Here is a 24,668-nt window from a genome sequence, read left to right as displayed (position 1 = left end):
CGTCGATCCACAAACCTGAGAGGTGCCTTATGTCCTATTCCAATCGTAGTTTGATTTCGCGCCGTCAGTTTCTTGCCACTACGACCGCCAGCGCTGCTGCCATCACCTTGCATCCCTTTTCGGCGGCGGCGGCCAACAATCAGGCGCATCTGAGGATCATGGAAACCACTGACATCCATGTTCACGTGTTCCCATACGATTACTATGCGGACAAACCGCGCGATACTGTCGGGCTGTCGCGGACCGCTTCGATCATTAATGAGATCCGTTCCGAGGCGACAAATTCGCTGCTCGTCGATAATGGAGATTTTCTGCAAGGCAATCCGATGGGCGATTACATCGCCTATGAGCGTGGCATGAAAGAAGGCGACAGCCATCCGATCATCACTGCCTTCAATACTGTTGGTTATGACGCTGCCACTTTGGGCAATCACGAGTTCAACTATGGCCTAGATTTCCTTGAAAAAGCGCTTGCTGGTGCAGAATTCCCCGTGGTTCTGGCCAATGTTGCAAAAGAGACTGGGGCGTCCCCCCGCGATGATACGACTCTGGTGAAGCCCTATGCCATCCTTGAGCGTGAGATTGAAATGGGGGATGGCAGCAAGCATCCGATCAAGGTTGGTGTCATCGGATTTACTCCACCGCAGATCATGAACTGGGATCGCAAGCATCTGGAAGGCAACGTGCAGGCGCGTGACATTGTCGAAACTGCGCAGGCTTACGTCCCCGAGATGCAAGAGCAGGGTTGCGACCTGGTCATCGCCCTGTCGCATTCCGGCATTGGGGATGCGGATCACGCTGATGGAATGGAAAATGCTTCAGTCGTTTTGGCAGGGGTCGATGGCATCGACGCGCTGGTGACCGGGCACAATCACCTCGTATTCCCGTCCGCTACCTTTGCTGATCGTCCCGGCATTGATGTCGACAAGGGGACCTTGATGGGCAAACCGGCGGTCATGGGCGGATTTTGGGGGTCACATCTTGGCCTGCTGGACCTGCTGCTTGAGCGCGACGGGAACGAATGGCGGGTTGTGACGACAACGTCTGAGGCGCGCCCGATTTCAAAGCGCAACGAAGATCGTTCAATCACAGCACTTGTTGGCGACGATCAGAAGGTGCTGGACTCGGTCGCGAAAGACCATGACGAAACACTGGCCTATGTACGCCGTGCGGTCGGCAAGACTTCGGCTCCGCTGCACAGCTACTTCGCGTTAGTTGCGGATGACCCATCGGTGCAAATCGTCTCGATCGCGCAGAAATGGTACGTCGAAGAGATGATGAAGGGCACCGAACATGAGGATCTGCCCATTCTATCGGCTGCAGCGCCGTTCAAGGCCGGGGGTCGCGGCGGCCCGGACTATTACACAGATGTTCCGGTGGGCGATGTTGCGATCAAAAACGTGGCTGATCTTTACCTGTATCCCAATACCGTGCGCGCGGTGCGGGTGAACGGTGCACAGGTTCGGGGTTGGTTGGAACGCTCGGCGGGTATGTTCAACCAGATCGAGGCGGGATCCGAGGATGCGATTTTGCTAAACCCGGACTTCCCGTCTTACAATTTCGACGTGATGGACGGTGTGACCTACCAGATCGACTTATCGCAACCGTCGCGCTTTGGACCCAAGGGGGAAGAGATCAACCCGGATGCAGCCCGTATCGTAGATTTGGCCTTCAACGGTGAGGCGGTCACGGATGACATGGAGTTCATCATTGCCACCAACAACTATCGTGCTTCGGGCGGCGGCTCTTTCCCGGGCGCAATGGGTGATACCGTCGTGTTCGAAGCCCCTGACACCAACCGCGACGTGATCGTGCGGTATATCGTCGAGCAAGGAACAATCGATCCCAAGGCCGATGCAAACTGGTCGTTTGCGCCGCTTTCTGACACCACCGTGTTGTTTGAAACTGGTCCAAAAGCGCGCGACTACATGGGCGAAGTCAAAGGCGTCACCATCGAGGACGCCGGTGAAGGCGCTGATGGGTTTGCGGCATTCCGCATCAGGCTCTAGCAAGGGTAAGGTCCAAATTATAGTGTGAGCGGCCGTCCTAGATCATTCATCTGACGGCCGTTCGAAGGTGCTATGTTGCTGGGCCCCGTTCAGTCTTCGTCTTGAAGCGGAAGCCTATCGCGCACGAGATTTGCCCAGAATTCCGCGCCGATCGGCAGTAACGCATCGTTGAAATCGTAGTCGTTCGAATGCAGCGGTTGACCGTTGGAGCCGGATTCACCGTTGCCCAATAGGATAAAGCAGCCGGGTACGGCTTTGCAAAAATGCGCGAAATCCTCTGAAAAGCTCATCGGTTGACGATTGGGAAGTGTGTCCAGCCCGGATAGCTGCGCGACGCGGATGGCAGCCTCGGTCGGGATCGGTGCGTTGACTGTTTCGATGAATTCGGTTTTGAAATCCACTTGGACTTCGACGCCATGGGCGGATGCGATGCCATGTGCAATCTTGCGCATGTGTTCTTCGATCTTGTTTCGATCTTCAGGGCTGCGAGCCCGCGCATCACCCTTTAGCGTTGCCGTTCCAGGTAGAACGTTGCGCTGCCCGTCGGTCAGAAATTCGGTCACTGACACAACCGCCCCGGCGCCCGGGGCCAGCTTGCGTGCGACAATTGTCTGAAGCGCCAGAACGATTTCTGCCCCCACGGTTAGCGCATCACGTCCAGACTGCGGCATGGACGCATGGCCGCCTTGCCCATTGATCGTAATTTCGAAAAGGCTTTCCGATGTGCATATTAAACCGGTTCGGGTCGACATCTGCCCGACGGGTGCCCCAGGCAGGTTATGTATGGCGTAGACTTCTTCGATTGGAAATCGCGTCAAGACATTCTCGTCCAGCATTGCTTTAGCCCCAAGGCCAAGCTCTTCATTCGGTTGAAACAGGAACACCACCGTGCCGCTGAAACCGGGATCCGAGGACAAAGTCTTTGCTGCGCCCAACAGCATCGTCATGTGACCATCATGGCCACAGGCGTGCATAATGCCGGGATTTTGTGACACGTAATCATGATCGCTGGCTTCCTGAATGGGCAGTGCGTCCATATCTGCGCGTAATCCGATCGCGCGGTTGCCTTGACCGGCCCTGAGGATACCCACCACGCCCACGCCTTCATGAACTTCAAGCCCGTATTGACGCAGCAGCGCCGCAACTTTGGCTTTGGTTTTCGTTTCATTGAAGCCCAATTCGGGGTGTCTGTGGAATGACCGCCTAAGTTGGCGCAGTTCGGGTTGGTTCAATTCCATGGCGGTTAATGTTCCCAGATTACAGGTGCTATCCGAGCGAGGCGAACTCGGACTCTAGCCCTGATTGGTAGAGTACGATGGCAGACGGGTCCACCGGCACGGCATCTCTCAATCGTTCTGTCCCGACCAGCCTCGCCTGAATGAAGTCGGCGCTGCGCCGTATCGTTTCTTGAACCGAACTGTCAGTTGGGTCGCGCTGCCAAAACCCGTGGCGGCCGCAATTTCAGCAACGGTCATTTCTGTTTCGCTTAGCAACGCGTAGGCGCGCGCCACACGCAACTCGATGTAGAATTGTACCGGGGAAACCTCGACATACTTTTGAAACAGCCGCTCCAACTGTCGGCGAGAAATCTGAACGATATTGGCGATCTCAGAGATATCCAGAGGCTCTTCCAGATTCTCATGCATGATCTGGATGGCGTTGATCAGGTATTGGTTCCGACTGCCCAACGCGACAGAAAACGCGGATTTCTGGAGCGTTTTTTGATTGTTGGATCGTGAGTGGATGCACATGTCCGAGACGATGATGGCCAGATCCTTTCCGAAGTCGGTTTCAATCATGTCCAGTACCATGTCGGTTGCCGCGTTACCTCCACCGCAGGTCATCAGATCATTGTCAATCTCATACAGGTTAGCCGATGGTGTCAGGTGTTCGAAGTGTTCAACAAAGGCGGGTTGGTTTTCCCAATGCAGTGTGAACCTCTTGCCGGTCAGCATGCCTGCCTTGGCCAGCGTAAATGCGCCGGTACAAATTCCACCAAGCTTGCAGCCAAACGCTTTCTGACGGCTGATCCACGAAAGGATCGTTGAATTAATGCTTTCCGATGGTTCGATCCCTGAACACACAAACAATCTGGATGATCGCGGTAAATTATGCAGAGCCAAGTCAGCTGCTATTTCGACTCCATTGGAGCATCGAACAGGGTTCCCATCCTCAGAGATCAGAAACCACTTGTAGAGCTCTTTGTTGGTGACCTGATTGGCGATCCTCAGCGGTTCAACCGCTGCGCTAAAGGCAAGCATGGTGAGTTTCGGCAGCAACAGAAAATAGATCTCGTTGGATGATCCGTCATAATCGATGTCGAACGTCGCGGCACCTTTCGGAACGAAATTCCTAGGTTTCATGGTCTCTTTTCCCAGTGCGGACCTGGATGGATAACCGGCCCGTACAATATCGTATCGATCGAAACACCAGCGTATCAACTTCGCAGATCTCAAGCGAGAGGTCCTACGACAACAATTGGCCAGCGCGTAGCTGCGAGCTTGTCTGAAAGACGGCAACTGAGGATTTAGCCGGGCCAATATTTGGGCCGGTGGCAAAGCATTGTTAACTGGACTAACAATCGTATCTGTCGTCAACCTCATGAATGGTGAATGCCAAAAGTTCAGGCCCAGTGTGGTATCAACCGCATTCGACTGCGCTGTCGATTCACACGATCAAGCTAAACAGCCTGAGTTTTGCCTGCAAATCGCCGATTTCGTACACTTTCGGGCGATGCATCATAGTGATCCCGGAACGCACGCACCAATGCACTTGTGGAAGAAAAGCCCGTAGCGGTCGCCACTTCAAGATAAGTCATCTCGGTAAATTGAAGCAGGCCACAGGCCCGTTCTAGGCGAAGTTCCCGATACGTCGTCAGCAGTTTTACACCCGTTCTGTCCAGAAACCGCCGCTGTAACTGGCGCGTTGATGTACCAAGCGCCATCGCAAGTTCCGGTATCCTAAGCGGATCCTCCAGATTGTTCTGCATCTTTTCAACAACCTGTCGCACCATTGGGTCGGCTTTTGAACGTCTGATCAATCGAGCTGCCAGTTGGCTTGCGCATGTAGTTTGCCTGTCGGCCAACCCGATATAGCTGCGTACTGACTCGGCCAGATGCTCGCCGTGATCAAAGGCAACAAAATCGGACAACAAACGCAACGTGCCCAATCTGGTTGATGCGCTATGGGTGCGGCTATCTGAGGACCAATATGTACCCGAACCGACGTCGATCAGGCCAACCTCTTGCGCTGCGGCAGAAAAATTGGGGTGAACCGATGCAATCCGCTTGGTTGCGCGACTAGTCTGGGCGAGAAGAAACGCTGCACCGCCAACGAGAATTGATCGGTAGGACAGGTTCAATACTTGGGCGATCCAGGTTTTGTCCGACGGTGTCAGAGGCCAGCTTTTGTAGATGTCCCCCCAGAAAATCGCGGTTCGCCCGGCCCAGTGCAAGGGTCCGCCCGCCGCGCCGTCGGCAATGGTGCGGATATTTGTAATGTATGTATGGCCTTCGTTCAGTTCATTCAGGGCACGATAGAAATCAACCAGCATATCTGCCGATGCTTCCGCTTCGGCCTCGCAAAGAATGATCTCGATATAATGATCTCGTTTAGGTCTTGCCAACGTGGTTTCGGTCAAATGCGCATGGTCATTTGCAGGGACATAATGCTTCATTTCTCCTCCACCTTCTTTAGCGCTTCGGCCGCGAGCAATCGTTCCCGAACTCGGATTGAAACCCCCGCCAGTTGGCGGGGGTTTATTGATTGAGGTTTATTCAGCTGCGTCCATGTATTCGGTCATTGGCGGGCATGTGCAGATGAGGTTTCTGTCGCCGTATGCATTGTCGACGCGGTTGACGGGGGACCAGTATTTGTCGACGCCCATGGAGCCTGGGGGGAAGCAGGCCTGTTCACGGGTGTAGGGGCGGTCCCAATCGCCGACCAGATCGCGCACCGTGTGGGGGGCGTTTTTCAGCGGGTTGTTTTCCGCGTCGATCTTGCCGTCGATGATGTCCTGTGCCTCGGAGCGGATGGACAGCATGGCGTCGCAGAAGCGGTCCAGCTCGTCCATGGGTTCCGATTCCGTGGGCTCGACCATCAGGGTGCCGGCCACCGGCCAGGACATGGTGGGTGCGTGGAAGCCGCTGTCCACCAGACGTTTGGCAATGTCATCGACGCTGACATGGGCCGCCTCGTCCAGCGGGCGGGTGTCGAGGATGCATTCATGCGCCACGCGACCCGTTTCCGAGGTGTAGAGGATCGGGTAGGCATCCTTGAGCCGCGCCGCGATGTAGTTGGCGTTCAGGATCGCCACCTTGGTCGCCTGCGTCAGACCCGCGCCGCCCATAAGCAGCACATAGGCCCAGCTAACCGGCAGGATGGACGGAGACCCAAAGGGCGCCGCCGAGACCGGACCCACGGCAGTGCCGTATTCCGGGTGGCCGGGCAGATGCTCGGTCAGATGCGCCTTGACGCCGATCGGACCCATGCCGGGGCCACCGCCGCCATGGGGGATGCAGAAGGTCTTGTGCAGGTTCAGGTGGCTGACGTCACCGCCGATGTCTCCGGGACGCGACAGGCCGACCATGGCGTTCATGTTGGCCCCGTCGATATAGACCTGACCGCCGTGATCATGGGTGATCTGGCAGACCTCCTGCACGGTGGTCTCGAACACGCCATGGGTCGAGGGGTAGGTGATCATGCAGGCGGCCAGATGATCGGAGTGCTTTTCAGCCTTGGCGCGGAAATCATTCAGATCAATGTTGCCATTCTCATCCGCCTGCACAGGCACAACCTGCCAGCCGACCATCTGCGCCGAGGCCGGGTTGGTGCCATGGGCCGAGGTCGGGATCAGGCAGACGTTCCGCTGCCCTTCGCCGCGGGCGAAGTGATAGTTGCGGATGGTCAAGAGGCCTGCGTACTCACCCTGCGCGCCCGAGTTGGGCTGCTGGCTGATCGCGTCATAGCCGGTGATCTGGCACAGCTTGTCGTTCAGATCGTCGATCATCTCGTGATAGCCCTGCGCCTGATCTTCGGGGCAGAACGGGTGCAGGTTGCCGAACTCGGGCCAGGTGACCGGGATCATCTCGATCGTGGCGTTCAGCTTCATGGTGCACGAGCCCAGCGGGATCATCGCCCGGTCCAGCGCCAGGTCGCGGTCGGCCAGACGGCGCATGTAGCGCGTGATCTCGGCCTCGGCCCGGTTCTTGTGGAAGATCGGGTGGGTCAGGTACTCGCTTTCGCGCAGCGCGTAATCCGGCAGGCGATAGGCCACGTTCGAGCTGTCATCCTTGCGGTCGATGCCGAAGGCCCCCCAGACCGCCTCGATGGTCTCGGGCCGGGTCTGTTCGTCCAGGCTGATGCCCACTTTCGTGTCGCCGACCTTACGCAGGTTGACGCCCCGGGCCACAGCGGCCTCCATGACCGTTTTCTGCAGATGGCCAACCTCAACCGTGATCGTGTCGAAGAACACTTCCGGCTCCACAGCAAAGCCTGCCTCTTCCAGACCGGCGGCCAAACGCGAGGTCTTGCGGTGCACCGATTGCGCGATGGCCTTGATGCCGTCGGGGCCGTGATACACGGCATACATCGAGGCAATCACCGCCAGCAGCGCCTGCGCAGTACAGACGTTCGAGTTGGCTTTCTCACGCCGGATGTGCTGTTCGCGGGTCTGCAGCGCCAGGCGGTAAGCCTTGTTGCCCCGGCTGTCGATGCTGACACCGATGATCCGGCCCGGCATCGAGCGCTTCAGCTTGTCGGTGGTCGCCATATACGCGGCGTGCGGGCCACCATAGCCCATCGGCACACCAAAGCGCTGGGTCGAGCCGATGGCGATATCCGCGCCCATCTCACCGGGCGACTTCAGCAGCGCCAGCGACAGGATATCGGCGGCGACGATGGCAATCGCCTTGTGTTCATGCAGGGCCGCAATCTCGGCGGTGAAGTCGCGCACATGGCCATGGGTGCCGGGGTACTGGAAGATGGCGCCAAAGACCGCGCCCGCATCCAGCGTGTCCGGATCGGCCACCTGCACCTCGATGCCCAGAGGCTCGGCGCGCGTTTTGATCACCGCGATGGTCTGCGGGTGGCAGTTCTTGTCGACAAAGAAGGCCGCGTTGTTGGCCTTGGACCGGCCACCGCGCTTGGCCATCGCCATGGCTTCCGCCGCAGCAGTCGCTTCGTCCAGCAAGGACGCGTTGGCCACGTCCAGCCCGGTCAGGTCGCTGACCATGGTCTGGAAGTTCAACAGCGCCTCAAGTCGGCCCTGGCTGATCTCGGGCTGATAAGGCGTGTAGGCCGTGTACCAGGCCGGGTTTTCCAGAATGTTGCGCAGGATCGGCGCCGGCGTGGTGGTGCCATAATAGCCCTGACCGATCAGCGAGGTCAGAACCTTGTTCTTGCTCGCCACCTCTTTCATGTGAAAGAGCGCATCGCGCTCGGTCATCGCCGGACCCCAGTCCAGCGGCTCTTTCTGCCGGATCGCGGGCGGGACGGTGGCGTCGATCAGCTCGTCCAGCGTCTTGAAGCCGATCACCTTGAGCATGTCGCGCATCTCGGTCGGGCTGGGCCCGATATGGCGGCGGTTGGCGAAGTCATAGGCTTCGTAATCGGTCAGTTTGAAGGCCATGTGTGCGCTCCTCAAGGATAGGTCAGGCCCGGCGGAGACGGCAGGAGCCTCCGGCGGAAGTATTTGGAAACAGATGAAGGGGCGGGGCCGCGCACGGACCCGCCGCCTGAGTTAACCGATGAAGGCCTTGTAGCCGGCCTCGTCCATCAGGTCTTCGAGCTGCGAGGCGTCCGCGATCTTGATCTTGTAGATCCAGGCCTCGCCTTCGGGGTCTTCGTTCAGCGCGCCGGGATTGTCGGCCAGTGCCTCGTTCACCTCGGTGATCTCGCCGTCGACCGGTGCGTAAAGCTCGGACGCCGCCTTGACGGATTCAATCACGCCGATCTCGCCGCCTTTTTCGAACTCGTCGCCTGCTTCCTGCTGTTCCACGAACACCACGTCACCCAATTGCTCGGCGGCGTGTTTGGTGATGCCCAGCGTGGCGGTGTCGCCGTCAACGCTCAGCCATTCATGCTCTTCGGAATAATAGGTTGCCATGTCTCTCTCTCCTGACTTCAACGCTTGTAATTCTGTTTGACGAAGGGCAGCGCCACGATCTCAGCCGGTTGCGGCTTGCCCCGGATGATCAGGTTCACCTTCTCGCCCGGCTCGCCATGGCCTTTGCTCACATAGCCCATCGCCACCGGTCCACCCACCGTGGGGCCAAACACGCCCGAGGTGATCTGACCGATGCTGTTGCCCTCAAGGCACCGCACTTCCACACCCTGACGCGCAGGCGCACGGCCTTCGGGCTTGATGCCCACCAGCTTGCGCGCGGGACCTTCGGCCAGTTCCTTTTGCACGCGGGCCGCGCCCGGGAAACCGCCCTCTTCCTTGCGGCGCTTTTGCATCGCCCAGCCCAGCGAGGCCTCGACCGGCGAGGTGCTCTGGTCGATGTCATTGCCATAAAGGCACAGACCTGCCTCCAGCCGCAGGCTGTCGCGCGCGCCCAGACCGGCCGGCTCGCAATCCTCATGCGCCAGAAACGCCTTGGTGATCTCGATCGCCTTGTCCTCGGGGATCGAGATCTCGTAGCCATCCTCGCCGGTATAGCCCAGCCGCGAGATACGGCACTCAACACCGTTGATATCGGCAACCGTGGTTTCCATGAACTTTAGATCCCGCGCGGCGGGGCACAGTTCGCCCACAACGTTTTCCGCCGCAGGGCCCTGAACCGCCACCAGCGCGCGGTCGAAAATCTCGATCACTTCAACGCCTTCAAGGTGCTCACGCATATGCGGAATGTCCTGATGCCGCAGCGCCGCGTTCACCACCACAAAGTAATGATCGCCCGCATTCGACACGATCAGGTCATCCATGATCCCGCCTTCTGCGTTCGTAAAGAACCCGTACCGCGCCTTGCCTTCCTTCAGCGTCGCATAGGCCTGCGGGCAAAGCGCTTCCAGCTTCTCACCCACATTCTCGCCCCGCAAAATCACCTGACCCATATGAGACACATCAAACACCGCCGCCTTCTCACGACACTGCTTATGCTCCCCCATAATCCCCAAAGGATACTGAACAGGCATCTCCCAACCCGCAAAATCAACCAACTTACCTCCCAACTCAACATGCAAAGCGTGCAAGGGAGTGCGTTTTAAGGATGAAGTCATGGTGGCCACCTGCTTTGTATCAGTTACCCAGAAACGTTCCTGTCAGTCTGACCCAAGCTGCACAGATTGCAACGATTCAGCCCAGGATTTCAGCAGATCGCCTCGATCACGGCAGAACAGTATACGGGTGCATGCATCAATAATGTTCCTATAGGAAACTTTTTTCCGTTAGGCAACACTCCTTGTTCGGAGTCAGTAAAACTGTGCCGAGCACCCGCCCATAGCTGGTGGACATCCCCGATAGTAACCTGGTTTCGCGTGGAAAATCATGAAATGGTCTTCAACTTACCTTCATTCCTCAAGGGAATGAACTGCGCGATCAAGCACCCTGAGACCCGCAACCAAATCCTCTTCGGCTGTGTCTTCGGCAAAATCGTGGCTGATTCCGTCAATCGACGGGACAAAGAGCATCGCAACCGGCATCAGGCGCGAGACATTGGTGGCATCGTGGAGCGCTCCGGATGGCATATTGCGCCAACGCCCAGGCGCAATGGCCTGCGCGCCGCTTTCCAGCGCACCGCGCAAAACCGGGTCCATGCTGACGGGCTCTAACCCCAGCATCGGGCCGTAGGTTAGTGTTACGCCCTGCTCTTCGGCAATCTGCTGTGCGGTCGCGCGAATGATGTCTTCCATACGCACCAGACGCTCAGGATCGCCGTCGCGCCATTGCATCGAAAACCGCACCCGTCCCGGCACGATAGAGGACGCATTGGGGTGAACATCAACACGCCCGATGGTCCAGACGGTTTGCGGCGTGACCACATTACGGAACCGGTCGTTGAGACGCGCGTTAAACAGCGACAGGGCCTGAAACGCATCACGTCGCAAATGCATTGGCGTGGTTCCGGCGTGGTTTTGCTGGCCTTGGAAGGTGATGGCCATATCGCGGATGCCGACGATATCGGTGACAACGCCGATCTGTTCACCGGCTGCATCCAGTGCCGGGCCCTGTTCGATGTGCATTTCGATGAAACCGCTGAACCGAGCAGGATCAACAAAGCCTTGCGACTTCTTTGCCATTTCAGCCCGCGCGCTGCCAAAGGTGACGCCTGAGCCATCAGTCAGCACGTCCGCCTGTTCCAAAGATAATCCACCTGACCAGACCGCCGATCCGGTGGTGACGCCGAACCGCCCCTCTTCGTCCTGAAAACTGACGACCGAGATGGGTCGATCACTAGAACGCGCGATTTCCAGTGCCGCAATAACGCCCAGGGCTCCGTCCAGCCAACCGCCCTCGGGCTGGCTGTCGGAATGCGAGCCCATCAGCAGCGAGGGTCCATCAGCCAACCCGAACAGGTTTCCAACCGGGTCGACATGCGGAGTCAGGCCAGCCTCGGTCATGCGCCCGACGAGCCACTGGCGCGCGGCGATATCAGCTTTGGAATAGGCGGGGCGGACGACGCCCTTGCCGACGCCCGAAGCCCCGAATGAACGCAGCGTGTGTAGATCGGTCAGAAACCGTGTGTGATCGACAGCCATGGGTCCTCCTTGTCGGGGTGACCATAGCGGTAAACTTCGCCTGATATAGGAGTTTTTTCGGGCCCGCGTGAAAGCCCTCTGGTCCCGGCCCCGAACCTGCCCTAAGACGTCAACGCAAGAGGGATCATCATGTCACATATCACATTAGTGCGCCACGGGCAGGCCAACACAACCGCACGGGATGAGCTGAGCTATGACCGGCTGAGCGAACTGGGTCACCAACAGGCCCGTTGGCTGGGCGCGCATTTGCGCGATACCCGCCTGCATTACCCTCGAGTTTATTGCGGCACACTCAACCGGCACGTGGAAACTGCGGCCAGCATGGGGCTGCCGCAGCCAACTCGGGATGCGCGGCTGAATGAGATCGAGTATTTCACCCTTGCCCAGTTGTTCCAACAGCAGCACGGGGTTGAAATACCAACCGACCGCGAAGGCTTTGTCGAGCACTTGCCCCGCACCTTTGCCGCCTGGTCCCGGGGCGAGATCGAAGATACGCCGGAATCCTTTGAAGAGTTCGAGACTCGCGTTCGCGACGCTCTGCGAGAGATAGGTACCGAAGGCGGTCCGGCAATTGTCGTGACCTCGGGCGGGCTGATCTCGATGGTGGTGCGGCAGGCGATGGGCTTGGATATCCCATCAATGGCGCGGGTGGCGCTTGCCATCATGAACACGTCGATGCATCGTCTGCACCCGATTGGCGCGCAGCTAAGTCCGGTTCTGTTCAACGCAGTGCCCCATCTGGAAGCGCCAGACCGTCAGTTCGCGCAGACCCATCTGTAAGGAGGCTACAATGCAACTTTATTATGCCCCCCGCACAATCTCGGTCGCCGTGGCAATTGCGCTGGCAGAGGCCGGACTTGAGTATGAGGCCATCCAACTGGACTTTGCCGGAGGTGAGCAAACCAAACCCGCCTATAAGCAGATCAATCCAAAAGGTCGGGTCCCGGCACTGGTTGTGGATGGCGGCATTTTGACCGAAACCGGAGCGTTGCTGGAATACATTGCCGCTAAAGCGCCCGAGGCGGGATTGGTGCCATCAGATCCGGTTATGGCGGCGCGGATGCGAGAGGCGATGTTTTATCTCGCCTCGACCATGCATGTGAACCATGCCCACAAGATGCGCGGGCCCCGTTGGGCAGACAAGAAATCCAGCTGGAAAGACATGAAGGACAAAGTCGCGCAAAACATGACTGAGTCCTGCGCATATATCTCGTCGAACGGGTTGCGTGGGCCGTTTGTTTTGGGCGAGGCGTTCTCGCTGGCCGACGCGTACCTGTACGTGGTTTGCAGCTGGCTGGAGGGCGACGGTGTTGACGTCTCGGCCTTTCCAAAGATCATCGCCTTCCGCGAAGCGATGGAGGCGCGTCCCTCGGTACAGGCGGTACGCACTGCCGGTATGCTCTGACAAAAGGAATTGGAATGACACATCTCTGGGTCCGGGCAGAACAGCGCCCGAACGAGGAACGGGTCGGGCTGACCCCCGAAGGCACTGCCGCGTTGATCGCGGCAGGCATCCGCGTGACAGTCGAGGAAAGTTTCGTCCGCGCCATCGCAATTGATGGCTACAAGGACGCGGGCTGTGAAATCGCGGCTGAGAATTCCTGGCCCAATGCCCCGCTGGACGCGATCATCTTTGGCCTCAAGGAGCTGCCCGAGGACGGCACGCCCCTGCCCCACCGCCATATCATGTTCGGCCATGCCTATAAGGGGCAACATTCAGGACGCGCGCTTTTGCAGCGGTTCAAGGCTGGCGGCGGCACACTTTATGATCTGGAGTATCTGGTCGAGGAAAACGGCCGCCGGGTTGCCGCTTTCGGCTATTGGGCTGGGTACGCGGGGGCTGCCGTGACGCTCAAGACATGGGCGGCCCAGCAACGAAATGAAGAATGCCCGCCGGTTGGTGTTTATAAGAACAAAGACACGTTGAACGCCGAATTGCTGACCGAGCTGGACTCCACCGGCGCCGACCGTCCCCGCGCCATCGTCATCGGTGCGTTGGGCCGTGTTGGCACAGGCGCGGCTGATCTCTGCGAGGCAATGGGCGTCAGCGTTACCAAGTGGGACATGGCCGAAACCGCCCGCGGCGGACCATTCCCAGAAATCCTCGATCACGACCTGTTCCTGAACTGTATCTTCGCTCGTCCCGGCACACCGGTCTTTGTCCCACGGTCAGCGCTGACCACCTCGCGGAACCTTACAGCTATCGGCGATGTGGCCTGCGACCCGGATAGCGATTACAACCCGGTGCCGGTCTATGACCGCGCGACCACATGGGATGCCCCCGCCTTGCGCGTGGCCACCGATCCGGTGATGGATGTTATGGCGATCGACAACCTGCCGTCGATGCTGCCTGTCGAAAGTTCCGAGGACTACGCGGCGCAACTACTTCCGTCGTTGTTGACCCTCACCGATCTGGATAGCGGCGTCTGGGGCCGGGCAGAAGCAACTTACAAAACTCATATTGAAGGGATCTGAGCGATGACGATTCACTGGTGCGGCACCGGCCTGTCGGCCATCCCCGGCCTGCGCCGTCTTATTGAAGGCGGGCACAAAGTCACTGTCTGGAACCGGACCATTGAGAAGGCCAAGACAGAGGTTGGTGACCTCACCGACGACATCCGCGCCTTCGACATCGATGCGTTGGGTGAGGTGCTGGGAAAAGGTGACGTCATCGTATCGATGCTGCCTGGTGACTGGCATGTACCTTTGGCAGAGTTGGCAATCACGAAAGAAGCCAACTTTGTCTCTTCCTCATATATCGCACCTGAGATGCGCGCGCTGGACAGCAAGGCCCGCGAGGCCGGAGTAGCGCTGGTTAACGAAGTTGGGTTGGACCCGGGCATCGACCATCTGATGGCGCATGCGCTGGTTGCCGATTACCGCGCCTCGGACGCGTTTGATCCGCAAAACCACCTGAGCTTTATCTCCTATTGCGGAGGCGTTCCCAAGAATCCCAACCCGTTCCGCTACAAATTCAGCTGGTCACCTCTGGGTGTGCTCAAAGCGCTGCGCTCTCCATCCAAGTCAATCCGGGACTACGCGCCGCTGGATGTCGCCCGACCTTGGGACGCGATCACCAGCTACATCGCGCCGCTGCCCACTCCGGAAAGCTTCGAAGTTTACCCGAACCGCGACTCGATCCCCTTCAAGGCCGAGTACCAGTTCGAGGATCACTGGCCGGTCAAAGAATTTGTCCGTGGCACCCTGCGCCTGAACGGCTGGGCTGAGGCGTGGTCGGATGTGTTCACCGAAATCGAAACGCTGTCCGGCCCCGAAGGCGATGCGCGCTTGAAAGAGATGTCGGATCAGTTCTGGGCCGAGAACGCCTATGACAAGGGCGAGCCTGACCGCGTGGTTTTATGTGTGGGCCTGAAGGCGGAAAAGGACGGCGTTGAAGTTTGGCACAAAACCTATGTCATGGATGCCTGGGGCGACGCGCGCGGGACGGCGATGGCGCGGCTGGTTTCGATCCCGGTTTCACTGGCCGTCGAGGCCGTGCTGAACCGCGCTATTCCCGCAGGAGTTCACGCTGCACCCAGCGACCCGAAGCTGGTGCAGGACTGGATGCGCGAGATCGACACGCTGGCGCAGCACCTGCAGATCGTGGACCACACGGCCTAAATCACAAACAGCCGCTCCGGTACCTTCGGAGCGGCTGCGTTCTTAATGCGGCTTAACCCGCTATCGTCAGATGTATTGCGCAATCACCGCTTCAACATCACAGCGATTGATGCCCAGTTCTGACAGATCGGAATCAGAAAGCCGGTTCAGTTCCTGGGCGGCACAAACGATATCCGCCCTGATCGCGTGTATTCTCATCGCCCGGTCAAACAGCATCAATGCGCTTTTTGAAGGGGGTTGTTTCGGGATTGGGTTGGCATCCAGCATACTTGTTACCTCAGCAAAATTTAAAATGGACCGATTTCCGTTCAGCGCCGGAAAGGCTTAAACGCCGTTCAGATAGGGTATGTTCTGATAGACGTTCCGATATACGCGCCGCCTGATCTCACCACGCGGAATGCCGATATCAAAAAGCTGACGATCGCTGAGTTCTTCAAGCGCCCGGATCGTGTTCTTGTAGACCTTGCGGCGCTGCCATCCTGACTTTGGCACTGTTTGGTTCACAAGTTGGCCAAAAAGCAGATCCCGATGATCTGCTCCGGTTGCATTGACATGTGCCATGACGGTTCCTCCTAGATTCATCGCTGTGTTTGATGAACCTGATCAAAGAACTCGACATTAACCCCGACGGAAGGCCGCATTAATTTTGCTTCATACGCTAGGATAAGCTGACCCGTCGCCAGATCACCGACTACATCAGATCGTTTTCAACGTCCTCGGCTGAAATTCCCAGCGCATCCAAACCGTTTTCCAGATGGTCCGACAAATGCGGTGTTCCGATCAGATAATCCGCGCAAGGCGTCGAGGCTTCGGACTTAGCCGTCGCAATCGCTTCGGCCAAATCCTCGGCAAAAAAGCTTTCTCGACCGATCCACATGACGGCCACCAGCTCTGCTTGCTCATCCTCACCCATACGGTCGATGAATGCGCGCAATTCGCCCTCGGCCCGGTCCAGTTCACGCCCCATCATGGCGACTTGGGCGATCTTTCTTGCCGAGATTTCCAACATCTGTCTCAACTCCTCGTGTTCGCGGTCCAGGCATTTCTGCACGATCCCACAGGTGATCGTCTTTGATCTTGCGCAAAGCGGAGGGCTTTAGTGCCGCGACCGGGATACAGGCTGATCGGGAACCGGCGCGGTACGAAACGGGCTGAACCGCGCCCGTTTGAACCACAGCTTCACCGCCTGCCAGTGGATCAGAAATACCGCCCGGCGCGCGCCGAACGGACGCCGCCAGAGAGACTTTAGAATGATCCGGTTGCTGTACGGCTGGCGCGGACCGGTCAGCGTGGCAATCAAACCGCCTCGGGCACGCCCATAATCGATCCAGACACCAACACGTTCGTCCTGATAGTCAAAGCGGAAGGTATAGGTGCCCTCGATCTTCTGAAACGGAGAGACATGCATCAGCTTGTCCGCAAGTATCCGATCGGTAGGTGCAATCGGTGAAAAATCGGGTTTGTGGCACAAGTAGCTATGGCGTGTGCCATAAGTGTTGGTCACCTCGGCCACCACAGCATAAAGCTGGTTATCTTTATCAAAACAGAACCAGAAACTGACCGGATTGAACACATGCCCTAACACACGGGGTTGTGTCAGCAAGGTCATCCTGTCCGGTTGTGGAATATCTTGCGCCTCAAAGCATTCACGCAGCCAGATCGCCCCGCGACCCTGACCAGGTTCACCCCCATGATCGCAATCTTGCCAGCTTGTCAGGTTCGCGCCATTGATCGAAAACAGGGATGGGGTCTTGGGGTGGGCCTCGGGGTCTAGCAAGATGTAATCGACGGAATAGCGAAACGCATTCTCGACCGCACCTTTGCGCCCGTGAAAGGTATGGCCCGCGATATAGTCAATTCTGTTCATAAAACAGATTTCCCGTCCTGCCCGCAAATCATTCAATTGACATGCATTTCCGCATATCTGGTATCTCACAATACGATATTCAGCCGGTTTTGGATGAAATTTATCCAACCGACTGATCCACCTTGGGTGTCCCCACGTATTGTGGTTATGTTTACCGAGACTGACACCGCGACATTGGACGAACCGACGGCAGAAGCTGCTGGAAGAATTGTTTGGCGCGGAACTAAGCGTTTTAAGGGCAACTCGGTGAACGGACAGAATAATACTTGTGGCGCCAGAAAGGATTGGGTGGAACACGTCCGTCGAATCCGAGACGCTCAGGATCAGGCGGCCTTCGCCGAACTGTTTCAGCATTTCGCGCCTCGTATCAAGGCGTTCCTGATCAAGTCCGGTTCGGATGCCGCCCTGGCTGAAGAATGCGCGCAGGAGGTCATGGCGACCTTGTGGCACAAGGCGCATCTGTTTGACCCGACAAGGGCAACGGTTGCGACCTGGGTGTTCACGATCGCAAGGAACAAGCGCATCGACGTATTGCGCAAGCAACGCCGCCCCGAACCCGAAGACCTCGGGTGGGGGCCGGAGGCGGAGCCGGAACAGGAAGTCGTTCTAGCGCTGCAACAGGAAACCGCGCAGCTGCGTGATGCCATGGCGGCATTACCTGAGGCGCAAAGACAGCTGATCGAGAAGGCCTACTTCGGAGATCTGAGCCATCGAGAAATCGCATCTCAGACCGGGTTGCCCTTGGGAACGATCAAATCACGGATACGGCTGGCGCTGGACCGCTTGCGCCACGCGATGAATTGAGATGACGAGCATGAAAAACGAGATTAAACATCACCTGACAGACGACCTGCTGATGGCCTATGCCGCAGGCAATCTGCCCGAAGCGTTTGACCTGATGGTCGCAACGCATCTGTCTCTGTGCGACCACTGCCGCGCCCGCGCTGAAAGCTTTGACGCAGTTGGCGGATGCGTTTTGCAGGAACAAGATGCGTCAGCAAGCATGAGTGACGGCTCACTGGCGGCAACAATGGCATTGATTGCTCAGGGCGCACCAAAGGTGAAACCCGCGCACCCGTCTTGTGCAGTTCTTCCGACACCGCTGCAGGACTATGTCGGCGGCGACGTGAACGCGATCAAATGGAAGCCCGTCGGCATGGGTGTCAAACAGGCAATCCTGCCCACGACCAGCGAAGCCACCGCACGGTTGTTGTTTATCCCCGCCGGGGCAGCAGTGCCGGATCACAGCCATAATGGCATAGAACTGACGATGGTCCTGCAGGGTGCATTCTCTGACGAGATCGACCGCTTCGACCGCGGCGATGTCGAAATCGCTGACCAGTCTATCCATCATACCCCTACGGCAGATATCTCTGAAGACTGCATTTGCCTGGCCGTCACTGATGCTCCACTGAAGTTCAGCAAGCTGATGCCGCGCCTGTTCCAGCCATTCCTTCGAATCTGATCCGTCGTGGTAGGGTTGTTTATCGACGCTAACTAAATCGGGGTTTTAAATGTTCTTAAGGATGGCAGTCACAGCGCTTTTGCTGACTTTTGGAGCCAGCGTTTCTGCACAGATGTCCGCAGACGTTAAATTCCAACCGGGCAATTTCGGCACGATGGTGAACGGCACTGTCACCGGCGACGAATATTTCGACTATAAATTGGGCGCCAAAGCGGGACAGGAGATGTTCGCCGACCTTAAGGTCAGTGACACCAATGGCAACGGCGTGATCTATTTCAACATCTTGCCGCCGGATAGCGACGGCGTCGCAGTTTACAACGGCTCAATCGATGGAAATACCGCCCGGATCGAGCTTCCCGATGATGGCGACTACACCATACGTGTTTATCTGATGGGTAACGATCGCGACACAGGCAAGACGGTTGGTTACAATTTGGACCTGTCGATCCAATAACGCTTACCCTTCGGTTTTGCCCAGCGGCACGACGTTTGTTTGGTCATCCGGCGCAAGCTCTTCGAAATCGAAATTGTCCAACCGTTGCGCCCGGCGACCCGCCTTTTCCGCGCTGATCTTGATTTCCGAGATATCCTTTGCAGCCTGCCCGAAATGACGGTCGAGGTTCGACACCCGGTCGCCTAAACGTTCCACATCCTTATGCAGCAGCCCCAATTCCTTGCGGATCGCACCGGCCTGTTCGCGCATACGCGCATCTTTAAGGATCGCCCGCATGGTGTTCAGCGTCGCCATGCAAGTTGTGGGTGAAACGATCCAAACGCGTTTCGAGAAACTCTCTTGCACCAATTCAGGGAACTTGGCGTGCAGCTCGGCATAGACTGCCTCAGAGGGTAGAAACATCAGCGCACCATCTGCAGTTTCACCGTCCAGAATGTACTTCTCGGCAATATCGTTGATGTGCTTGCGCACGGTACTGCGGAACATCTGTACCGCTGCTTTCAGCTCCATGTCGTTGGTCGATCCGATCAGCGCCTCATAGGCTTCCAGCGGGAACTTACTGTCGATCACGATCGGTCCGGGAGGGTTCGGCAGGTTGATCAGGCAATCAGCGCGCCGTCCGTTCGATAACGTGGCCTGCAGCTGAAAACTATCTGATGGCAGCGCCTTCGAAACGATATCGTTCAGCTGGATTTCCCCGAATGCCCCGCGCGTCTGTTTGTTCGACAGAATATCCTGCAATGACAGCACGTCGCCTGAAAGCTTGGTGATATTGTCCTGCGCTTTGTCGATGGCTGCCAGACGTTCCTGCAATTGCGTCAGCGAGGTCGCCGTCTGTTTCGACGAACCATGCAGCGATTCCTTCATCCGCTCCTGCATCTCAGCCAGAGCGCGCGCCGATTTCATCGCGGTATCGGCCAGCCGGTCATTCATCTGCTGTTGCACCGAAGACAGGCGGGATTCAACGGTCTGGATCAACTGCACCTGCGCGTTGGCCTGCGTGTCCGAGACATGCTGTAGGCCACCCCGCAGTTGTTCCTGCCCCTGGCCCAGTTGCTGCACATGCTGCCCAAGGTGCGCCATCTGCCGGGCCAGCGGCTCCGCCATCCGAGCTGAACGCTGTGACGCTCGAAGTGACAGAAACAGAAGCAGCAGAATCAACACCACCACCCCGCCCACTGTCAGGATAACAGGGTCATTCAACGCATATTGGGTGCCAGCAATCTCGATCATGTTGCCTCAGATGTTCTTGTTTTATTCTTCATAGCCCGAGCGGGCCAGCGGATCAACTGCGGCCGAACAGGCGTTCGATATCGCTCAGCTTCAGTTCCACATAAGTTGGCCGCCCGTGGTTGCACTGCCCGGAATGGGGCGTCGCCTCCATCTCGCGCAGCAGGGCATTCATCTCTTCGGCCCGCATCCGACGGCCAGACCGAACCGAACCATGGCAGGCCACGCGGCTCAGGATCGCCTCGATCCGCGCTTGCACCGTCTGGCTTTCGCCCTGATCAGCAAGCTCATCAAGGATATCGAGGATCATCGCGCGGGCATCGACCTCTCCCAATATGGCCGGAGTCTCGCGCACCGCGATGGCCCCGCCACCAAAGGATTCGATGGTCAATCCAAAGCGCGACAGATCCTCTGCAACGGCCATCAGACGCGCGCAGTCACCGTCTGTCAGTTCGACGATTTCGGGGATCAACAACGCTTGTGCGGCAACGCCATTTTCGGCCATCTGAGCCTTGAGCTTTTCGTAAACCAGCCGTTCATGTGCGGCGTGTTGATCCACGATCACCATGCCGTCTGCCGTTTGGGCGATGATGTAATTCTCGTGCACCTGCCCGCGCGCCGCCCCCAAGGGCAGGTCTTGCGGCTCATCCACCGGTGCAGTTTCGGGCACCGGTTCCACGATGCGTCCGCTATAGTCCTGCGACAGTTCCGCAAAACCCGGAGATTGCGCCCGATAGGCCGCCTGACGCGCCGCGGGTGACGGGCGATCCATTTGATACACCCGCGCCGGGGTTGCGGGTGCGGGCTCGGGCCGCATCGCACCCAAGGTTGCGTTGGCCACGGTCGAAGATGCCCGGTGCCCGGCCTCGGCCAACGCGTGACGCAGGCTGGACACGATCAAGCCACGCGCGAGGCCGGGATCGCGGAACCGAACCTCGGATTTTGCCGGATGTACATTCACATCCACCAGCGTCGGATCACAGTCTATGAACAGCGCCGCCGCCGGATGCCGGTCGCGGCTGAGGAAATCGAAATAGGCCGCGCGCAGGGCACCGGTCAACTTCTTGTCCCGCACGGGTCGCCCATTGACGAACAGATACTGCGCCACTGCAGCCCCGCGTGAATAGGTCGGCAGCGCGGCATAGCCATAAAGCCTGAGCCCTTCGCGTGTGGCATCGATCTGCAAAGCATTCTCAGCGAACTCACGGCCAAGAACGCGCGCCAATCGGGCATGCAGCGCATCAAACAGATCGCCATTCTCGCGGTCGGCACGAAAGGTCACGCGCCCCTCTCCCCCACCCGAGACATCGCGCAGAGTGAACGCGACCGAAGGCTCGGCCATCGCCAAACGTTTCACAATGTCTGAAATCGCCTGCGCCTCGGCCCGGTCCGTGCGCATGAACTTCAGCCGTGCCGGGGTGGCGTAAAACAGGTCTCGCAACTCAACCACAGTCCCAGCGCGCAAGGCCGCTGGCTTCACTGCATCCATTTTGCCACCGGACACCTGGATCGAGGCCGCATCAGCACCCGAGACACGGCTGGTGATGGTCAAACGCCCGACAGCCCCCAGCGAGGGCAGTGCTTCACCGCGAAATCCAAATGTGTGGATATTCAACAGATCTGACCCGTCGATCTTCGATGTCGCATGGCGCGACAGCGCCAGAGGCAAATCCCCCGCTGCGATCCCACACCCATCATCGGTGACACGAATCAGGGTCTTGCCGCCATCCGCGACCTCAATAGCGATGCGTGTGGCCCCGGCATCGATGGCGTTTTCGACCAGTTCCTTGACGGCAGAAGCAGGCCGTTCCACGACTTCACCTGCTGCGATCCGGTTGATCGCTGCGTCGTCAAGCTGTCGAATGACCGGCCGATCGTCGCTGATATTGGGGTTAGCATACACCATACCGCTAGACCTAGCATAGGCGCACGCGATTCGACCACCGGTTTGAATTGTGAAGAGCGGGCTTTAAACGAGGTATCCGGCCAGTTTAACCGCGCCGTTAAGGGGGTAGCGACTAAGGTCAAAACTGGCCGGATATACCAGAGTGAGTGGTGGTCTTGTGGTTTCCAATTGAAAGTTTGGTATCACCGAAAATGGAATAAATCTTGTTAAGAATTCGTGATTGTTTCCACTTGGCGAAGTTCAGCCGAAACTGCGTGATGGGCGTTGGCGTGAATACGCCAAGTCAAGCCTGACTGGGCGCTCCGCTGCGGGTTCGGCATGGGCCAAAGGCAGCGGTCAGCGCCAGAATCAGGCCTGATATCGTGGCGATCATTCCAGCGGCGCTGACAGCATCCGCAGCCCCCAACCACAATGGGCCATAGCCCGCTAAAACATAACCGGACACGGCGGAAAGGGTTGCGAACAGGACACTCCAGACGATCTGGGCTTCCAACCGGTTGGTCATCATCCGTGCCGCAGCTGGCGGGCAGATGAACATTGCAATCACGATGATCGACCCCACTGCATCAAATGCCGCGACAGCAGCAATCGCAGCTATGATCACCAGCGCCATCCCTAACGCGCCGGTGCGGATACCGATAGTGCGCGCAAAGCCTTCATCGAAGGTTGATATCTTGAGCGGTCGCCAGAACAACCACGTGAACAACAAGACCCCCGTCAGTGTCAGCGCAATGCGCGGCAATTCAGGTGGCAACCCTGCCAATGCCTGTAGATCCAGCAGCGATGACCAGTCCGTTGCATCCAGCCAGATCAAGCTTTCCAGATTGCCGTAAAGCGCATGTTCAACGTCCAAATGGACGGTCGAAGTGTCAGTCTGCTCAAGCAGTAGGACACCACCGGCGAACATGGTCGTGAATACGACACCCATCGCTGCCCCCGGCTCGATCTGACCCAATCGCCGGATCGCTTCGATCATAACCACGGCGACCACAGCAGCCCCTGCTGCGCCAAGCATCATCGGCCAAGTTGAAATTGCGCCTGTGAGCAGAAACGCGACGACAATACCGGGCAACACCACATGGCTGATCGCGTCGCCAATCAGCGCCTGTTTGCGCAGCACCAGAAAGTTGCCGGGCAGAGCGCATGCGATGGCCGCGAATGTCCCAATCAACAAAGGCGTCAGCGACAGGGGTACGAACTCTTCTCCGCTCATGGCGTGACCTCCTGCGGACCGCCGATACGACGATCGATCTCGGCGATCTGATCGCGAGTCAGCACGGTCTCGATATCGCGCAGCCCATCGTACAGCGCCGCAGTGGCCTCATGCGCCTGATCCGCGCGGACGATCTCCCACCGCTTTTCGTCTCGTAGGGCCTTGGCCGCACGCGCCCTCCCTTCCTCTGTTGCAACTCCATCGGCGCGCACAAGGCCGGTGCGGCGTAACAGGCGAATGGTTAGGGGTTCATAGATTTGCTGCCCCTGCGCCAGTGCCAGCAGTCCCTGCCGAATGTGCACTCGACGCTGGAACCGAAGGTGGCTGAGAATAGCTGCCAACACACCCCGAACCGGCGCGAACAGGAGCGACAGGGCAAAGAACCCAAAACTGACCAGAACGATGATCGGTCCGGTCGGCAGGTTCGGAGCCGAGGCCGAAATGCCTGCCCCCAGATACCCTGCAAGACCTCCGGCCAAACCTGCCAGAACGACCACGCGGTCGGATCGCTCCGTCCAGAACCGCGCTGTCACAGGCGGGATGATCAGCAGAGCAACAATCAGGATCAGACCAACGATCTTTAGCCCGACCACGGTCACCGCCATCACGAGCCCCATCATCGCCAGATCAATCCGATGCACGGGCAACCCGCGCGCAGCGGCATATTCAGGATCGAAGGCGACCATCGTCATCGGGCGGCGGATGATCATCACCAGTACCAACGTTGCCGCGCCACCGATCGCGATGACCAGAGCATCAGCCCACAGCATCCCAGCAGTAGAACCCAGCAAGAATCCTTCCAATCCTGCCTGGCGTCCAACCCCCATGGTTTGAATAACGGTCAGCAGTACGACACCAAAACCGAAGAACACCGATAACACTGCGCCGATCGCTGCATCTTCTGCCAAACGTGTGCGACTGGTCAGCCAGTTCATACAGAGCAAACCAACCCATGCGGATATTGCCGAACCTGCAAGCAGTCCGATCAAGTTACGCCCATCACCACCGAGGGCCACCAGCACCATGAAGGCAAGGCAAACGCCCGGTAGGGTCGCGTGGCTGATGGCATCGCTAACCAGCGCGCGTTTACGCAGGAATAAGAACGTGCCCGTCACACCTGCTGAAACGCCCAGTAACGTCGCACCAATAGCAACCAGCGTGGCGTTATAGCCAAGCTGTAACGTCAAAGCCTCCCAAAGCATGA

At 58.1% G+C, this 24,668-nt stretch carries 23 protein-coding genes; 8 read left to right on the top strand and 15 right to left on the bottom strand.

The window, feature by feature from the left end; all coding sequences use genetic code 11:
* Positions 1–29: 29 nt before the first annotated feature.
* A complete protein-coding gene (locus tag ACR0DE_RS00890) occupies positions 30–2,009 on the top strand; it encodes a bifunctional 2',3'-cyclic-nucleotide 2'-phosphodiesterase/3'-nucleotidase (RefSeq protein WP_480751151.1) in 1,980 nt (659 codons plus the stop codon).
* Between the two features lie 89 nt (positions 2,010–2,098).
* Here the strand turns inward: ACR0DE_RS00890 and ACR0DE_RS00885 are convergent, their stop codons facing one another.
* The 7 genes from ACR0DE_RS00885 to ACR0DE_RS00855 all read right to left on the bottom strand — a co-directional run bounded on the left by ACR0DE_RS00885 (position 2,099) and on the right by ACR0DE_RS00855 (position 11,708).
* Positions 2,099–3,247, bottom strand: a complete 1,149-nt coding sequence (locus ACR0DE_RS00885) for an amidohydrolase (protein ID WP_480751149.1) — start codon at positions 3,245–3,247, stop codon at positions 2,099–2,101.
* Positions 3,248–3,355: 108 nt separating this feature from the next.
* Positions 3,356–4,372 carry a GlxA family transcriptional regulator gene (locus ACR0DE_RS00880; RefSeq protein WP_170801809.1) on the bottom strand — a complete coding sequence of 339 codons (1,017 nt, stop codon included), beginning with the start codon at positions 4,370–4,372 and terminating at the stop codon, positions 3,356–3,358.
* Positions 4,373–4,689: 317 nt separating this feature from the next.
* A complete protein-coding gene (locus ACR0DE_RS00875) occupies positions 4,690–5,685 on the bottom strand; it encodes a helix-turn-helix domain-containing protein (RefSeq protein WP_480751147.1) in 996 nt (331 codons plus the stop codon).
* A gap of 96 nt (positions 5,686–5,781) precedes the next feature.
* The gene (gcvP, locus tag ACR0DE_RS00870; RefSeq protein ID WP_170596853.1) at positions 5,782–8,637 is read right to left on the bottom strand and encodes an aminomethyl-transferring glycine dehydrogenase; all 2,856 of its coding nucleotides are present in this window, start codon (positions 8,635–8,637) and stop codon (positions 5,782–5,784) included.
* 111 nt (positions 8,638–8,748) lie between these two features.
* Positions 8,749–9,114: a glycine cleavage system protein GcvH gene (gene gcvH / locus ACR0DE_RS00865; protein WP_170393732.1), complete on the bottom strand. Its 366-nt coding sequence runs from the start codon at positions 9,112–9,114 to the stop codon at positions 8,749–8,751.
* A gap of 17 nt (positions 9,115–9,131) precedes the next feature.
* The gene (gene gcvT, locus ACR0DE_RS00860) at positions 9,132–10,229 is read right to left on the bottom strand and encodes a glycine cleavage system aminomethyltransferase GcvT (protein ID WP_480439042.1); all 1,098 of its coding nucleotides are present in this window, start codon (positions 10,227–10,229) and stop codon (positions 9,132–9,134) included.
* A 291-nt stretch (positions 10,230–10,520) separates the two neighbouring features.
* Positions 10,521–11,708: a Zn-dependent hydrolase gene (locus ACR0DE_RS00855; protein ID WP_170664254.1), complete on the bottom strand. Its 1,188-nt coding sequence runs from the start codon at positions 11,706–11,708 to the stop codon at positions 10,521–10,523.
* A 129-nt stretch (positions 11,709–11,837) separates the two neighbouring features.
* Here ACR0DE_RS00855 and ACR0DE_RS00850 point away from each other — a divergent pair, with 129 nt between their 5' ends.
* Genes ACR0DE_RS00850 through ACR0DE_RS00835 form a run of 4 tightly spaced genes read left to right on the top strand, consistent with a single transcriptional unit; the run spans position 11,838 to position 15,329 of the window.
* Entirely contained in the window at positions 11,838–12,488 is a 651-nt protein-coding gene (locus ACR0DE_RS00850) for a histidine phosphatase family protein (RefSeq protein ID WP_170513888.1), read from the top strand.
* Between the two features lie 10 nt (positions 12,489–12,498).
* Positions 12,499–13,113, top strand: coding sequence for a glutathione S-transferase family protein (locus ACR0DE_RS00845; RefSeq protein WP_170394586.1), 615 nt, complete (start codon positions 12,499–12,501; stop codon positions 13,111–13,113).
* A 14-nt stretch (positions 13,114–13,127) separates the two neighbouring features.
* Positions 13,128–14,183, top strand: a complete 1,056-nt coding sequence (locus ACR0DE_RS00840) for a saccharopine dehydrogenase (protein ID WP_480751143.1) — start codon at positions 13,128–13,130, stop codon at positions 14,181–14,183.
* Positions 14,184–14,186: 3 nt separating this feature from the next.
* Positions 14,187–15,329: a saccharopine dehydrogenase family protein gene (locus ACR0DE_RS00835; RefSeq protein ID WP_480751140.1), complete on the top strand. Its 1,143-nt coding sequence runs from the start codon at positions 14,187–14,189 to the stop codon at positions 15,327–15,329.
* 66 nt (positions 15,330–15,395) lie between these two features.
* Here the strand turns inward: ACR0DE_RS00835 and ACR0DE_RS00830 are convergent, their stop codons facing one another.
* From ACR0DE_RS00830 to ACR0DE_RS00815, 4 genes are all read right to left on the bottom strand, one after another.
* Positions 15,396–15,596 carry a DUF1127 domain-containing protein gene (locus ACR0DE_RS00830; RefSeq protein ID WP_480563455.1) on the bottom strand — a complete coding sequence of 67 codons (201 nt, stop codon included), beginning with the start codon at positions 15,594–15,596 and terminating at the stop codon, positions 15,396–15,398.
* A 57-nt stretch (positions 15,597–15,653) separates the two neighbouring features.
* Positions 15,654–15,890: a DUF1127 domain-containing protein gene (locus ACR0DE_RS00825; RefSeq protein ID WP_170394595.1), complete on the bottom strand. Its 237-nt coding sequence runs from the start codon at positions 15,888–15,890 to the stop codon at positions 15,654–15,656.
* A 130-nt stretch (positions 15,891–16,020) separates the two neighbouring features.
* Complete coding sequence (locus ACR0DE_RS00820; protein WP_170408475.1) at positions 16,021–16,338, bottom strand: DUF3775 domain-containing protein; 318 nt, start codon at positions 16,336–16,338, stop codon at positions 16,021–16,023.
* A gap of 87 nt (positions 16,339–16,425) precedes the next feature.
* Entirely contained in the window at positions 16,426–17,196 is a 771-nt protein-coding gene (locus tag ACR0DE_RS00815; RefSeq protein WP_480751138.1) for a DUF1365 domain-containing protein, read from the bottom strand.
* 147 nt (positions 17,197–17,343) lie between these two features.
* Here ACR0DE_RS00815 and ACR0DE_RS00810 point away from each other — a divergent pair, with 147 nt between their 5' ends.
* From ACR0DE_RS00810 to ACR0DE_RS00800, 3 genes are read left to right on the top strand one after another with little or no spacing between them, the layout of a single operon-like run.
* On the top strand, positions 17,344–18,000 hold the full coding sequence (locus ACR0DE_RS00810; protein WP_480752556.1) for a sigma-70 family RNA polymerase sigma factor: 657 nt from the start codon (positions 17,344–17,346) through the stop codon (positions 17,998–18,000).
* 10 nt (positions 18,001–18,010) lie between these two features.
* On the top strand, positions 18,011–18,661 hold the full coding sequence (locus tag ACR0DE_RS00805) for a ChrR family anti-sigma-E factor (RefSeq protein WP_170426202.1): 651 nt from the start codon (positions 18,011–18,013) through the stop codon (positions 18,659–18,661).
* A 49-nt stretch (positions 18,662–18,710) separates the two neighbouring features.
* Complete coding sequence (locus ACR0DE_RS00800; RefSeq protein WP_480751134.1) at positions 18,711–19,115, top strand: hypothetical protein; 405 nt, start codon at positions 18,711–18,713, stop codon at positions 19,113–19,115.
* A 3-nt stretch (positions 19,116–19,118) separates the two neighbouring features.
* On the opposite strand, the gene ACR0DE_RS00795 is transcribed toward ACR0DE_RS00800, so the two are convergent.
* From ACR0DE_RS00795 to ACR0DE_RS00780, 4 genes are all read right to left on the bottom strand, one after another.
* Positions 19,119–20,348 carry a DNA recombination protein RmuC gene (locus ACR0DE_RS00795; protein ID WP_480751132.1) on the bottom strand — a complete coding sequence of 410 codons (1,230 nt, stop codon included), beginning with the start codon at positions 20,346–20,348 and terminating at the stop codon, positions 19,119–19,121.
* 52 nt (positions 20,349–20,400) lie between these two features.
* Positions 20,401–22,251 (bottom strand): DNA mismatch repair endonuclease MutL, encoded by a 1,851-nt coding sequence (gene mutL, locus ACR0DE_RS00790; protein WP_480751129.1) that lies wholly within the window; start codon positions 22,249–22,251, stop codon positions 20,401–20,403.
* 283 nt (positions 22,252–22,534) lie between these two features.
* On the bottom strand, positions 22,535–23,464 hold the full coding sequence (locus ACR0DE_RS00785) for a metal ABC transporter permease (protein ID WP_480706439.1): 930 nt from the start codon (positions 23,462–23,464) through the stop codon (positions 22,535–22,537).
* Entirely contained in the window at positions 23,461–24,666 is a 1,206-nt protein-coding gene (locus ACR0DE_RS00780; RefSeq protein ID WP_223117183.1) for a metal ABC transporter permease, read from the bottom strand. The genes ACR0DE_RS00785 and ACR0DE_RS00780 overlap by 4 nt, the downstream gene beginning before the upstream one ends.
* Between the last annotated feature and the right edge of the window lie 2 nt (positions 24,667–24,668).

It is taken from the genome of Ruegeria sp. C10 (assembly GCF_056537805.1).
This window is presented reverse-complemented; position numbering and strand designations above follow the sequence as displayed.